General features: G+C 36.3%; 10 protein-coding genes. 1 reads left to right on the forward strand and 9 read right to left on the reverse strand.

Annotated elements, in window-relative coordinates:
* Positions 1-79 precede the first annotated feature (79 nt).
* Positions 80-292, forward strand: a complete 213-nt coding sequence (locus tag D5281_RS00005; RefSeq protein WP_160558117.1) for a hypothetical protein — start codon at positions 80-82, stop codon at positions 290-292.
* A gap of 121 nt (positions 293-413) precedes the next feature.
* Here D5281_RS00005 and D5281_RS00010 read toward each other — a convergent pair whose 3' ends face one another.
* From D5281_RS00010 to recF, 9 genes are all read right to left on the reverse strand, one after another.
* Positions 414-1,991 (reverse strand): ATP-binding cassette domain-containing protein, encoded by a 1,578-nt coding sequence (locus D5281_RS00010; protein ID WP_160558118.1) that lies wholly within the window; start codon positions 1,989-1,991, stop codon positions 414-416.
* 421 nt (positions 1,992-2,412) lie between these two features.
* Positions 2,413-3,111 (reverse strand): L-ribulose-5-phosphate 4-epimerase, encoded by a 699-nt coding sequence (locus D5281_RS00015; protein ID WP_160558119.1) that lies wholly within the window; start codon positions 3,109-3,111, stop codon positions 2,413-2,415.
* Positions 3,112-3,186: 75 nt separating this feature from the next.
* A complete protein-coding gene (locus tag D5281_RS00020) occupies positions 3,187-4,776 on the reverse strand; it encodes a xylulokinase (RefSeq protein ID WP_160558120.1) in 1,590 nt (529 codons plus the stop codon).
* Between the two features lie 130 nt (positions 4,777-4,906).
* Positions 4,907-6,403 carry an L-arabinose isomerase gene (gene araA, locus D5281_RS00025; RefSeq protein ID WP_160558121.1) on the reverse strand — a complete coding sequence of 499 codons (1,497 nt, stop codon included), beginning with the start codon at positions 6,401-6,403 and terminating at the stop codon, positions 4,907-4,909.
* A 67-nt stretch (positions 6,404-6,470) separates the two neighbouring features.
* Positions 6,471-7,610, reverse strand: coding sequence for a GntR family transcriptional regulator (locus D5281_RS00030; protein WP_160558122.1), 1,140 nt, complete (start codon positions 7,608-7,610; stop codon positions 6,471-6,473).
* 168 nt (positions 7,611-7,778) lie between these two features.
* Positions 7,779-9,293 (reverse strand): flotillin family protein, encoded by a 1,515-nt coding sequence (locus D5281_RS00035; protein ID WP_160558123.1) that lies wholly within the window; start codon positions 9,291-9,293, stop codon positions 7,779-7,781.
* An 11-nt stretch (positions 9,294-9,304) separates the two neighbouring features.
* On the reverse strand, positions 9,305-11,911 hold the full coding sequence (gene gyrA, locus D5281_RS00040; protein WP_330584714.1) for a DNA gyrase subunit A: 2,607 nt from the start codon (positions 11,909-11,911) through the stop codon (positions 9,305-9,307).
* A gap of 68 nt (positions 11,912-11,979) precedes the next feature.
* Positions 11,980-13,908, reverse strand: coding sequence for a DNA topoisomerase (ATP-hydrolyzing) subunit B (gyrB, locus tag D5281_RS00045; RefSeq protein WP_160558455.1), 1,929 nt, complete (start codon positions 13,906-13,908; stop codon positions 11,980-11,982).
* A gap of 46 nt (positions 13,909-13,954) precedes the next feature.
* Positions 13,955-15,052 (reverse strand): DNA replication/repair protein RecF, encoded by a 1,098-nt coding sequence (gene recF / locus D5281_RS00050; RefSeq protein ID WP_160558125.1) that lies wholly within the window; start codon positions 15,050-15,052, stop codon positions 13,955-13,957.
* Position 15,053 lies beyond the last annotated feature (1 nt).

Consider the following 15,053-nt stretch of genomic DNA (forward strand, 5'->3'; position numbering starts at 1 on the left):
TCATTCATCTGAGATATGTAACTATAAATTCCTTGATTTTTTAAGGAAAATCACTTGACAATATAGGGAGGTAAACAAAATGAGAAATCAGGAAATTTTAGCTATGGGGAGAAAACCGGAAACGATTTATACAACCCAAAAAAAGAATCAGGAAAAGGAAAGAAGATCAGCTTTCAGAATACATCATAATAATAGGTTTTTAGAAGAATTAATCAAAAAGTTTTTTGGTAATGACATGAGACGTTGCTACGTATATATCAATGGTATCTCAATGCCGGTATCTCACGCTTAATTTTGCTTATAACTTTTTTACTTTTATGAGGATGACATAAAATAGTATGTCATCCTCATATCAATAGCTAATAGGCTGTCTTGCAAGGCGTAATAGCGTTTAATCTAATTCGTAACAATAATTATAATTCTACTACTTTTGTAGCCACCTTTTTAAGGAAAGCTTTATCATGCTCCACAAGTATCATAGTAGGTTTAAATTTTAAAATCAATTCTTCTATCTGCATACGCGAAAACACATCAATAAAATTAAGAGGTTCATCCCATATATAAAGATGGGCTTTCTTGCAAAGACTTCCGGCTATAAGAATTTTTTTCTTTTGTCCTCCACTGTAATTTTCTATATTCTTTTCAAATTGAATCCTGGGAAAATCCAGTTTTCTTAAAAGCGCCATAAACAATGTTCCGTCAATCCCGTTTTCAGACGCATAATCTTTCACTGTTCCATGAAGCATGGAGGTATCCTGAGAGCAATAAGATACAATCATCTGATTGGGCACTTCAATATTACCTTTTTCCAAAATGGGAACATCCTTTATCAAATGTTTAAAACTTTCCACATTTTCATTATTTTTTTTATATACCTGTTTTAAAATTGTCTTGATAATACTGGATTTTCCACATCCATTTTTCCCTTTTAGAAAAATTCTTTCACCCTGTCTGACTTCCAGATTAAATCCACATATAATTTTCTTTTTAGTATCATCAATATTATTTTCTTGTTGAGAATCAGGATATGCAATCGTACAATCCTCCATAACAACTAATTTTTCCTTATAATGCTTCAAAGGAAGAATCTTTAAATCCTCCACAGTTTCCAGATTCTTTAAAAGCCCTGATTTTTCATCTATTTCTCTCTGCTGTCTTCGCTCCAGATTTTTGCGTCTCATCTGCATTCTCCGGGATTTTTCTCCTACATAAGCTCTGGTATCTATGCATTTCTCATATTTGTTAGATTTTTCTCCTATCTTCGTTGCTTCTACATTATCAGCCCACTGTTTTGTTACCCTGGCCGATTCTGTCAATCTCCGTATATCTTTTTTCAGACGCTCATTTTCAGCTAGCTCATAGGCATCCTGTCTTTTTTTATTTTCCCACCAGGAACTAAAATTTCCCTGTTGTACTTCAATCGTTTCTTTGTTTATGACCAACACATGATCCACACAGCCATCCATAAAATTTCTGTCGTGGGAAACAAGGATAAATCCTTTTTTGTTGTTTAAATATTTTTTTAAAGTTTCTCTTGCCTCCATATCCAAATGGTTGGTAGGCTCGTCAATCAACAAAAAATGATTATCCTTTGAAAAAAGAAGCGCCAGCATTACCTTCGTCTGCTCTCCGCTGCTTAAAGTAGAAAAAGATCTGTAAAAAATCTCCCCATCTACATTCATTAAATTTAATTCTCTGCATATTTTCCAAAATTCATAATCAGGATAAATTTCTTCTATCACATCAATTGTATTTTTATTTTTATCCTGAATTTCAAAGGGAAAATAATCAAAAACAACGCTGGAACTTATACTGCCTTTAAATTCATACATTCCTGTTAACAGCTTTAAAAAAGTAGTCTTCCCTTTTCCGTTCCTTGCAATAAATCCTAATTTCCAGTCCGTATCAATTTGAAAGGACACATTTTCAAAAATATTATCATAACTCCCTTCATAATAAAAAGTCATATGATTAACACTAATCTGTGACATATGCATTCCTCCTTACCGGAAAGCTGGCCAACCACGCTTTCATACATCTTTTTTTGGCTGCAAAAAGGTGCAGAAGAAAACTTCTACACCTTAAAACATGTCACAAACTATAAGAAAATTATATAACAAAAATATTCTTGCAATGTTATAAATCTTATTATCATTCACATATAAACACAGCAACTACACAAATATATTTAAAATATGAACAGACATAACATTTATTTTATTATAGTAATATAGTAAGCATAAAAAGGATTTTAGATGCTTTTCTAAGATATTCTGAAAACCTCTTAGAAAGTTTCTTCTACACACAACTTATTCAATTTGTTATTTTGTAGAAAAAATAAACATCTGCACATCTCCTTTACTTTTACTATCATTAAGCTATCAAAAAATATCTGTTTTGTCAATCCCAAAATTATATTGATTGGCCGTAATAAGCATTTGCCCCATGTTTTCTGTAGTAATGCTTATCTTGAAGCTCACTTGGAGCAGGGGCAGCCTTAGGATGGATGGTCTCTGTCCTGTACGCCATTTTAGCCACTTCCTCAAGAACTACCGCATTATGAACCGCATCCAGAGCATCCTTTCCCCATGCAAAAGGACCATGATTTTTGCAGAGCACGGCAGGTACAGCCATAGGATCCTTATTCATACGGATAAATTCATTCACAATTAAATGTCCGGTATTTTCTTCATAGGCATCTTCAATTTCTTCCTTTGTCAGGCATCTTAAGCATGGCACTTCCCCATAGATATAATCTGCATGGGTTGTACCATAACAGGGTATGCTCCTGCCTGCCTGTGCCCAGCTTGTAGCATAGGAGGAATGTGTATGGACAATTCCGCCTATTTCCGGGAAAGCTTTGTAAAGCTCTAGATGTGTGGCCGTATCGGAAGAAGGCTTTAAATTTCCTTCTATTTTATTTCCTTCCAAATCCATAACCACCATATCATCCGGCGTCAATTTATCATAATCAACACCGCTTGGCTTTATCACAAACAATCCCTTTTCCTTATCAATACCGCTGACATTTCCCCATGTAAAAGTAACAAGACCATGCTCCGGTAATTTCATATTGGCTTCATAAACTATTTTCTTTAATTCTTCTAACATTATTTTCTCCATTCCATAACAACAAACGCCATCATACTTTACAACGCTTATTGAATAAAAAATTAATTGTTATTATTATAATGCGTCAACTGCCGCATGTTCAATCGCAAGGCCTTTCATATACCGTTCCATAAACTGGTCAAACCCTTCCACATCCTTCTTATCAGGTTCCATTTTACTTCCGGCCTGACCATTAAAAATCTTATTTTTAAGATAATTTTCCAGACTTTCATTTTCCTCTTTACAGGACATATAAGTTGCCAAAAGTGCGATTCCCCATGCTCCGCCTTCTCCGGCAGTTTCCATTACTGAAACAGGCGTATTCATAGCTGCCGCCGCTATTTTTTGTCCCACTCCTTTTGTCTTGAAGAAACCGCCATGGCCAAACATTTCATCTACTTGAACATCTTCTTCCTTAAACAATAAATCAAGACCTGCTTTCAATGCTGCAAGAGATGAATATAAATGTGTCCGCATAAAGTTTGCCAGATTAAATTTATCTTCCGCTTTTCTGACAAACAAAGGAGCTCCTTCTGCAAACCCTGTTACAGGCTCGCCTGAAAAATAATTATAGGAAATCAAACCGCCACAATTTGCATCCCCTTCCAGAGCTTTGTTGTAAAGAACGGAAAATAACTGATTTTTATCTACCTTAGCGCCGATACTCTCTGCAAATTCGTCAAATAAACCCACCCATGCATTTAAATCGGAAGTACAGTTATTGCAGTGAACCATACCAACCAATGCGCCATCCGGTGTAGTAACAAGGTCAATTTCAGGATGAACCTTCTTAAGCTCCTTTTCCAATACAATCATAGCAAATACGGAAGTTCCGGCAGAAACATTTCCTGTTCTCTTTGCCACACTGTTTGTAGCCGCCATTCCGGTTCCTGCGTCTCCTTCGGGAGGACATACAGGGATATCCGCCTGTAATTTACCGCTTACATCCAGCAAAGCAGCTCCTTCTTTCGTGAGCGAACCGCCAATCTCTCCCGCTGTCATAATTTCAGGCAATATATCTTTCAGTTTCCAGCTAAATCCTTCACCGCTTACCAATTGACCAAATTTGTCCATCATACCCTGGTCATAATCGCCTGTATTGATATCAATTGGGAACATACCCGAAGCATCACCTACACCAATTACTTTATTTCCTGTAAGTTTGTAATGGACATATCCGGCAAGAGTTGTAATAAAAGCAACATCTTTTACATGTTCTTCTTTATTTAAAATAGCCTGATACAAATGAGCTATGCTCCATCTTTGAGGAATATTATAATTAAATTCTTTCGTAAGCTTGTAAGCAGCCTCCTCGGTTATGGTATTTCTCCACGTTCTGAAGGGGACCAGAAGATTATCCTCCTTATCAAAAGCCAGATAACCATGCATCATGGCGGACACTCCCATGGAACCTATCTTTGTAATTACCGTATCATATTTTTCCTTTACATCCTTAAGTAAATCCTGATAACACCCCTGCATTCCTTTCCATACGTCTTCTAAAGAATAGGTCCAAATGCCGTTTACATATTGATTTTCCCACTCATAAGCGCCCGATGCCAAAGGAGCTCCTGTTTCATCAATAAGCACAGCCTTAATTCTGGTGGAACCTAATTCAATGCCAAGAGAAGTTTTACCTTCTTCAATTAATAATTTTTTGTCCATACCCTTTTCTCCTTCTATAATATAATAAACCAATACTTTTACTTTAGGCTTTCTAAGGCAGCATGTTTTGCTGCCCTAAAAATTCTATTTTTTGCTGATGTGAGAAATATGACAGTATTTCATTGCTTTATTATCTGTAAAATACTTCCCCCAACATAAGATCTTTCTTGAAATCCCGAATCTTTGTGTCTTTATCAATATATACTGCTTCAATATTCATTGCATTTGCCCAATCTCCCATTTGTTCTGCCGTAAGGTCGTAGCTAAATGCCGTATGATGAGCCCCTCCTGCAAGAATCCAAGCTTCAGCTCCTGTATACATGTCCGGTTCAGGGGTCCAGAAATTATTTGCAACCGGAAGATTCGGCATAGGTTTTTCAACCTTTTTGCACTCTACATCATTGATGATTAAGCGGAATCTATTGCCTAAATCAATCAGTGAAGTTGCAACACCATGTCCAACTTTGGAAGAAAATACTAATCTTGCAGGGTCTTCCCGATCACCCATGCTTAAAGGCTGGCACTTAATACTGATAGGTCCTTCGGCCAAACTGGGGCAAACCTCAAGCATATGCGCCTGTAAAATTCCTTCTTTTCCTTTGACAAGATTATAGGTATAGTCCTCCAGCATAGAAGTACCTTTAGGATTCTTAAGATCCCCGGTCATAATCTTCATAAGGCGCACCATAGCGGCAACCTTCCAGTCACCTTCCGCACCAAAACCATAACCTTTTTCCATAAGTCTTTGAATTGCCAATCCGGGAAGCTGCTTTAAAGCGCCTAAATCTCCAAAATGTGTTACAATCGCCTGATAGTTCTTTTCTTCCAGGAATCTTTCAAATCCCAATTCAATCTGAGCCTGAACAGCTACATGTTTTTTAAATTCATCCGCATCTCTGCCTTCTAACAGAATTTCATACTTATCATAATATTCATCTACCAGGGCATTTACATCTGATACAGATACGCCATCCACACTTTCAGCAATTTTATTTACAGGATAAGCGTCTATTTCCCAACCAAATTTAATCTGTGCTTCTACCTTGTCACCCTCTGTAACTGCTACGTTACGCATATTATCCGCCACACGCATAACACGGATATGACTGCTTTCAATAATTCCAATTGCCGTTCTCATCCAGGACGCTATTTTTGCAATCACAACTTCGTCTGTCCAATGTCCTACTACCACCTTACGTTCTATGCGCATTCTGCTTACAATGTGTCCATATTCACGGTCACCATGAGCAGATTGGTTTTCATTCATGAAATCCATGTCAATACTGTCATAAGGAAGTTCTTCATTAAACTGTGTGTGTAAATGAAGAAGCGGTTTTCTAAATTCCTGTAACCCTAAAATCCATGACTTAGCAGGTGAAAAGGTATGCATCCAGGTAATAATACCTGCACATGTGTCATCCAGATTTGCTTCATTAAAAGTTTTCCTGATCAGTTCATTGGTTATCAAAGTAGGTTTCCATACCACCTCATAAGGAAGGATGCCGGACTTATTTAAACCTTCCACCATTTTTTGCGAATGTTCCGCTACCTTTCTTAAACATTCATCCCCATACAAATCCTGTGACCCCGTACAAAACCAAAACTTGTATTCTTTCTTCTGCAACATAAAAATACCTCCTTAAATATAATTTTAACCCTCAAATCTGTTTTACGCTATTATCAGATTCTCATATTTAAATGGTATAACTTGTATGGTTATCATTACAAGTTGTTTTTTTACAACTTGAATTACCAATCACAATTTCCGGTTCAATTAAAATCTTCCGCTTATTTCCTGTTTCCTCACCGCACCTGATTAAATCCAGCATCAATTCCGCCGCCATCTCACCGAGCTTTTCCTGAGGATGGACAATGGTGGTAAGTTTAAATCCATTGCTGCTTGCAATATAAGAATTATCATATCCGGTCACTGACACATCCTCAGGTACTTTAAGTCCTGCATCATTTAATGCCTGTATGACTTTTATGGCAATCTGGTCGTTATAACACACAACAGCATCCATTGGATAATTGTTGACAGCCATATGATAAATACTCTCATAAGCATGAATCTTCCTATCTTCCGTATAAAACCAAACTACCTTATCAGGATCGTATAAAATATTTGCCTCCTGCAATGCCAGCACATATCCTTTATGTCTGTTCTGCCCCTGTATATCATCAGACTTAAAGACCCCTATGATATTTCTATTTCCCATTTCAATTAAATATTTGGTAATCATATAACCGCCTTTGCAATCATCCATCAGTACCTGCGGTTTATCATGCATTTTCGAAAAACATCCCTGTATAAAAACATAAGGAATCCCATATTCCTCTAACTTCTGGTATAAATCTATATGCTTACAATAAATTTGACTTTTACTTGGCTCAATGATAATCCCATCAATATCTTTTTCCAAAAGCTCTTTAAGACAATTTGCCTCCTGGCTTCTGGAATTTCTGGTGTTTTTTAAAATAATACTATACCCTTCTTTTGTAAGTACGGTATCAATCCCATTTATCACTCTTGGAAAAATATAATCAGACAAATAAGTCGTTACCACCGCTATATTTTTTGAGTTTCTGTTATGGTGAACAGGTTTCGAACAAAAAGTCCCTCTCCCATGTTCCGCATAAACATATCCGGCATTTTCCAAAATGGACAAAGCCTTTCTCACCGTCTGCCGGCTTATATGATACGCAGAAGACAATTCATTTTCCGAAGGCAGCTTATCTCCCATACGAATTTCTCCTGATAAAATCTTTCCCTTCAAATCTTCCATTAATCTTATATATTTAAGTTCTTTCTGCACATTATTTTGATTAGACATTACAATTCCTTTTATCCAACTAATTTTCTTCTATCATATCATAAGTAATCAGTCTAAAAAAGGTCTGCATTTTACTGCAAACCTTTTTAGAGCAACATATTAATATTTGTGTGATTTCTGTCCAAAATCTAGTAAGATTTTGACTAATGCTAAACAATTATATTTGAATTAAACATAATCTTCTATCTCATTATTTACAACAGCCCCTGAGACGGCGGCAACAGCATCTTTCATCTTGTCATCAGAAATATTGGTTAGATTGATATTTCTGTTAACTTTAGCATCATATGTACCTGATTTCACAATTTCAGCTAAATCAATTCCAACTGTTTCCTTCATACTCTCAAAAAGCTTTGTCATAACACCCGGAACATTATCAGCTACCGTATTTACGCCATTACTGTTATCTCCGCCAATAATTGTAATCTTATCAATCTGGGTAAGAGGCTCTGCAATTTTGCCTGCAATTTCAGGTAACACCTGAATCAGCATTTCAGCCATAGCGGCATTATTATATTTCTGGTAAGCGATTGCTTTCTTTTCCATAGCCTCAGCCTCCGCAATACCTTTTGCACGAATAGCTTCCGCTTCTGCCTCACCTACCATTCTGATTCCTTCCGCCTCCTGCTGCTTGGAAAATCTTTGGGCTTCCGCTGTAGCCTTCATTGCTTCTGCTTCTTTTTCACGTTCAAATTTTTCTGCCTCAGCATTCTTCATTCTTTCATATAATTGTGCTTCTGACTGCTGCTGGCGGGCAAATTTTTCGGCTTCCGCTTTTTTCTTGATTTCCGCATCCAACGCTTTTTCTTTTACTTCCGCTTCTTTTTGCTTTAAGATGACCTCTTTTTCCTGCTTTGCAATGCTTGCTTCCTGGGTAGCGATTTCAATTGTTTTCCTCTGCTCCTGCTCCTGAATACTATAAGCTGCATCAGCCTCTGCGCGTTTTGTATCTTGCATTTTTTGTAACTCAGCTTTTTGAAGGGCAAGTTCGTTATTTTTCTTTGCTATTTCACGCTCCGCATTTATTCTGGCATCATTTGCCTGTTTATCAGCCTCCGCCTTTGCAACGGCTATCTCTTTTTCTGCTTCTGCTTTTGCAATAGCTGCTTTTTTCTTGATTTGGGATATATTATCAATACCCAAATCATCAATCACACCATTGCCATCCGCAAAATTCTGGACATTAAAGCTGACAATATCAAGACCCATTGCCGCCAAATCAGGTTCGGCATTTTCTTTTACAAGATTAGCAAATTTCTGCCTGTCGCTGACCATTTCCTCAAGTCTCATACGGCCAACGATTTCTCTCATGTTACCTTCAAGAACTTCTCTTGCAATACCGCCAATATATTGTGTATTTTGATTTAAAAAGTTTTCCGCTGCAAGGGCAAGCTTTTCCTTTTCACTGCTTATTTTAACATTTACTGCCGCATCTACCTGGATATTGATATAATCCGCCGTAGGAACCGCATTGGATGTTTTAACATCAATGGGAATCAGCTTTAGGCTTAACTTATCTATTCTTTCAAAGTATGGAATTTTGACACTTGATTTCCCTATGATTACTTTTTTGCGCAGACCGGAAATAATATAAGCCGTATCCGGAGGTGCCTTCTTATATCCGGTTATTAAAATAATTACTACAAAAATGATTACAATTACTGCAATTATTACTCCTACCATACTCCCCCTCCTTATTCTTCATCTTCTTTAGGAAATGTTATACTATCAGTTATATCATCATCATAAAAATCAGAATCTATATTTTGATCTGGTATATCTTCTATAGCATCATCAATATTTTCAAATTCATGATCACCATCAGAAATCTTTTCTCTTACCTTTGCAATTTGTGCAACTGTTACGCCCTCATCAAGATTAATAAGCTTTACACCGGAGGTAATACGTCCAAGAGTTGACACATCTTCCATAGGTATTTGAATAATAATACCTCCTGTGGTAATCATCATAATTTCATGATCATCATTGACTGCCTTAACACCAACAACATATCCTGTTTTTTCTGTTATTTTATAACACTTGACACCTTTTCCTCCACGCTTTTGAACTGTAAATTCATCTAAATAGGTACGTTTACCCATACCATTGTCAGATACAATCAAGAGGGAATCTCCCTGATGATCAAGCTGCATACCTACAATTTCATCGCCATCTCCAAGGTTCATACCTAAGACACCCATAGAAGCCCTTCCTGTAGCACGGACATCTGTCTCTTTAAATCTAATACACATTCCATATTTCGTAACAAGGAAGATTTCCGTATCCTTATCTGTAATTTTTACTTCTATTAATTCATCATCATCTCTTAAATTAATAGCAGCTAGTCCATTTTTACGTACATTGCTGTATTCTACTATACTTGTCTTTTTCACGATACCATTTTTAGTGACCATAAAAAGATTTTTATTTTCTTCATAATCTTTAACAGGTATAATAGCGCTTATCTTTTCATTTGGATTAAGCTGCAAAATATTTACAATCGCAATCCCTCTTGAAGTTCTGCTTCCTTCCGGTATTTCATATGCTTTTAATCTGTAAACCCTTCCAAAATTTGTAAAAAACATTACATAATGATGAGTAGTTGTCATTAGAAGATCAGCAATAAAATCATCCTCTATGGTCTGCATTCCTTTAATACCTTTTCCACCACGATGCTGAGATTTAAAATTATCAATGGTCATACGTTTGATATATCCCAAATTTGACATGGCAATAATTGTATTTTCATTAGGAACCATATCCTCCATAGAAATATCAAAAGCGTCATAACCAATTTTACTCTTACGATCATCTCCGAATTTATCAGAAATTTCTTTGATTTCTGTTCTAATGACACCTAAAAGCTTCTTCTTATCTGCAAGTATTTCTTTTAGTTCCGCAATCTTAACCAAAAGCTCCTGATGTTCGTTTTCGAGCCTTTCCCGTTCCAAACCTGTCAAAGCCCGAAGTCTCATATCCACAATAGCCTGTGATTGGAGATCTGTTAAACCAAATCTCTCCATCAGGCTTTCTTTCGCAATCTGTGTACTGCGGCTTCCTCTTATAATTCTTATAACTTCATCAATATGATCAAGGGCGATCAGTAACCCCTGTAAAATATGGTCTCTTTCCTCCGCTTTATTTAAATCATATTTTGTTCTTCTGGTTACTACATCTTCCTGATGAGCTATGTAAGCCTTTAGCATATCAAGAATGTTTAAAACCTTAGGCTCATTGTTTACCAAAGCTAACATAATGATACCAAAAGTATCCTGCATCTGCGTATGTTTAAATAAATGATTTAAAATAATATTGGCACTTACATCCCGGCGAAGTTCTATGGCAATACGCATACCTTCCCTGTCGGACTCATCTCGAAGGTCAGTGATTCCATCAATTTTCTTTAGTTTAACAAGCTCGGCAATTTTTTGAATCAAATTAGCCTTGTTTACCATATAAGGAAGCTCTGTTACAACAATTCTTGATTTACCATTTGCCATGGTCTCAATATCAGTTACTGCACGAACTCTTACTTTACCGCGCCCTGTCCTGTAGGCTTCTTCACTTCCTTTGGTACCTAAAATGATACCTCCGGTTGGGAAATCCGGTGCTTTTACAATAGAAAGAATTTCTTCTATTTGTGTTTCCCTGTCATCAACAATCCTATTATCAATAATTTTTATAATAGCATCTACCACTTCCCTTAGATTATGAGGAGGAATATTGGTTGCCATACCAACTGCAATACCTGTAGTACCATTGACCAAAAGATTTGGGTAACGACTTGGAAGAACGGAAGGCTCCTTTTCTGTTTCGTCAAAGTTTGGTACAAAATCTACCGTATCCTTATTAATATCAGCAAGAAGCTCCATAGAAATTTTGCTTAATCTTGCTTCTGTATAACGCATAGCAGCAGCACCATCGCCGTCTACGGAACCAAAATTCCCATGTCCATCCACTAATGGATAACGGAACGACCAGGGTTGGGCCATATTAACCAAAGCTCCATAAATAGAACTGTCACCATGAGGATGATATTTACCCATTGTATCACCAACAATACGCGCACTTTTTCTGTGAGGCTTGTCAGGTCCATTATTCAGCTCTATCATAGAATACAAAACTCTTCTCTGTACGGGCTTTAAACCATCTCTTACATCCGGAAGCGCTCTGGAAGCAATAACACTCATGGCATAGTCAATGTAAGATGTTTCCATGGTTTTCTTTAAATCCACGTCATGAATTTTATCTATGTCGTTTCCGACATTTTCATGGGTTTTATCAAAAATATTATCTTCCACTTTTTCCTCCATATTAAAAAATTTATTTAAAGTTATACCCTGCTGCTAACGGTATTTTTTCAAATAACTTAAATATCAAGATTCTTGACAAATCTGGCATTTTCCTCTATAAATTCACGTCTTGGCTCTACCTTATCACCCATTAAAGTTGTAAAGGTAAGATCAATTTCAGATTCCGCTTCTTCATTCATAGTGACACGTAAAAGTATTCTCTTTGCAGGATCCATGGTTGTATCCCATAATTGTTCAGGATCCATCTCCCCAAGACCTTTATAACGCTGTATTTTATTATTTTGATCCCGCCCGACTTCAGAAAGAATTTTATCTAATTCATCATCACTGTAAGCATACCATACATTTTTGTTCTTTTCTAACTTATAAAGAGGCGGCTGCGCTAAATATACATATCCCTGCTTAATAAGCTCCGGCATAAATCGATATAAAAATGTAAGAAGCAATGTAGCAATATGTGCTCCATCCACATCCGCATCGGTCATAATAATAATTTTATGATACCTTAACTTTGAAATATCAAAATCTTCATGAATACCGGTTCCAAAAGCGGTAATCATTGCTTTAATTTCAGCATTGCCATAAATTTTATCAAGCCTTGCCTTTTCCACATTTAAAATCTTACCGCGCAGCGGAAGAATTGCCTGAGTTGCACGGCTTCTAGCAGTCTTAGCGCTTCCGCCAGCTGAATCACCCTCAACAATATAAATCTCACAATTTTCCGGATTTTTGTCAGAACAATCTGCTAATTTTCCAGGAAGGGCAGCGCTTTCAAGAGCTGTTTTTCTTCTTGTTAAATCTCTTGCCTTTCTTGCCGCATCTCTTGCACGCTGCGCAAGAATTGATTTCTCGCAGATTAATTTTGCTATGGCAGGATTCTGCTCCAAAAAGTAAGTAAGCTGTTCACTTACAATATTATCCACTGCAGTCCTTGCTTCGGAGTTTCCAAGCTTTTGTTTGGTCTGTCCTTCAAATTGAGGATCTTCTACTTTTATACTTACAATTACCGTTAATCCTTCCCTTATATCTTCACCAGTAAGGTTAGGTTCACTTTCTTTTAATAATTTACTGTTTCTTGCATAATCATTAAAGGTTTTGGTAAGCGCATTACGAAAACCAACTAAATGAGTACCTCCTTCAGGCGTATTTATATTATTTACAAAACTGTAAGAGCTTTCCGTGTAAGAATCATTATGCTGCATAGCAACTTCAACATAAACATTATTTTTGCTGCCTTCAAAATACATAATATTATCATACAAAGGAGTTTTACTTCTGTTTAGATAAGTTACAAATTCCTTTATTCCACCTTTGTAGTGGAATTTACGCTCAATAGGCGCTTTTCCTTCTTCTACCCTTTTATCTATTAAAATAATAAGAAGACCTTTGGTAAGAAAGGCCATTTCGCGGAGTCTTTGCTTTAAAACATCAAATTCATATTCTGTAGTTTCCTGAAAAATCGTAGCATCAGGTTTAAAAGAAACCTTTGTTCCTGTTTTTTCTTTTTCACATTCACCAATGACCTCTAAAGCATTGCACACATGTCCTCTTTCATATCTCTGTTTATAAACCTTCCCATCCGCATAAATTTCAACTTCAAGCCAATCTGATAAAGCATTTACCACAGAAGCGCCTACCCCATGTAAACCGCCTGAAACCTTATACCCTCCTCCTCCAAATTTACCACCGGCATGCAGTACGGTAAAAACAACCTCTACGGCAGGGAGCCCTGCTTTTTTATTAATTCCAACAGGTATACCTCTACCATTATCGGTTACAGTAACAGAGTTATCCTCATTAATTGTAACTGTAATGGTATCGCAATAACCTGCAAGAGCCTCATCAACAGAATTATCCACTATTTCATATACAAGATGATGAAGACCTCTGCTGGACGTGGAACCAATATACATACCAGGCCTTTTTCTAACTGCTTCAAGCCCCTCCAATATCTGAATCTGATCCGCACCGTAATCGTTATTCATATAAAAATCCATGTCCTTTCCAAAATCAAAAAATATATACTATCATTTACACTGTCGTTTCCGACATTACTTCCACATTACCTCCAATAACATTAAATATTTTATTTATTTTAAATCTGTTATTTACAAACTCATCCAAACCTGTACAGGTTATAATTGTCTGTATATCTCCTATACTGTTTAAAAGATAATTTTGCCTGTTGCTGTCTAATTCCGAGAGAACATCATCTAAAAGAAGAACAGGTGTATCCTTAGTCATTTTTTTAACCAGTTCTATCTCTGATAATTTTAAAGATAAAGCGGCTGTCCTTTGCTGTCCCTGGGAACCAAATTTACGTATATCAATATCATTCACAATAAAAGAAAAATCATCTCTGTGAGGTCCGGTAGAGGTTATCTTTGTATGTATATCCTTTTCCTGATTTTCTTTCATTTTCCTTTCAAAATCTTCTATTTCAACATCAGGCTCATATTTGATAACTAAATTTTCTTTTCCTCCGGATAATTTACTATGTATATCATATATAATTTCACACAGCTGTTTTGTAAAAAGCCCTCGCCTTTCAATAATCTTACTGCCAAAAGAAATCAGCTGTGAATCCCATATGCTTAAGGTTTCTTTTAGGCTTGGGTTAAAATACATATCTTTTAACAATTTGTTTCTCTGATTTATTATTTTATTATAATGATTAAGATTATAAAGATAAAAGCTGTCTAACTGACAAAGCTCCATATCTGCAAATCTTCTTCTTTCCGCCGGACCATTTTTTATAATCGAAAGATCTTCCGGTGAAAAGAAAACCACATTTAAAAGACCAAGTAGCTCTGCTGCCTTTTTTATCTTCTGTCCGTCTATTGCGATTCCTTTTGATTTACTTTTGCGGAGATGCATATCCACCCTGTATTCCACAGCTTCTTTTAAAAGACAGGTTCTTATATGAGCTTCTTCTTTATTAAAATTTATAATTTCTTTATCCTTACTTCCTTTATGTGACTTTGTTGTAGATGAAACATAAATAGCTTCCAAAATATTGGTCTTACCCTGGGCATTATCCCCATAAAGTATATTAGTTCCTTCGTCAAAGCTTATATTTAACGTTTCATAATTTCTGAAATCAGCCAGTTCAAGAGATTTAATGATCATC

The sequence above is a fragment of the Parablautia muri genome (genome assembly GCF_009917485.1).
GTDB lineage: Bacteria > Bacillota > Clostridia > Lachnospirales > Lachnospiraceae > Suilimivivens > Suilimivivens muri.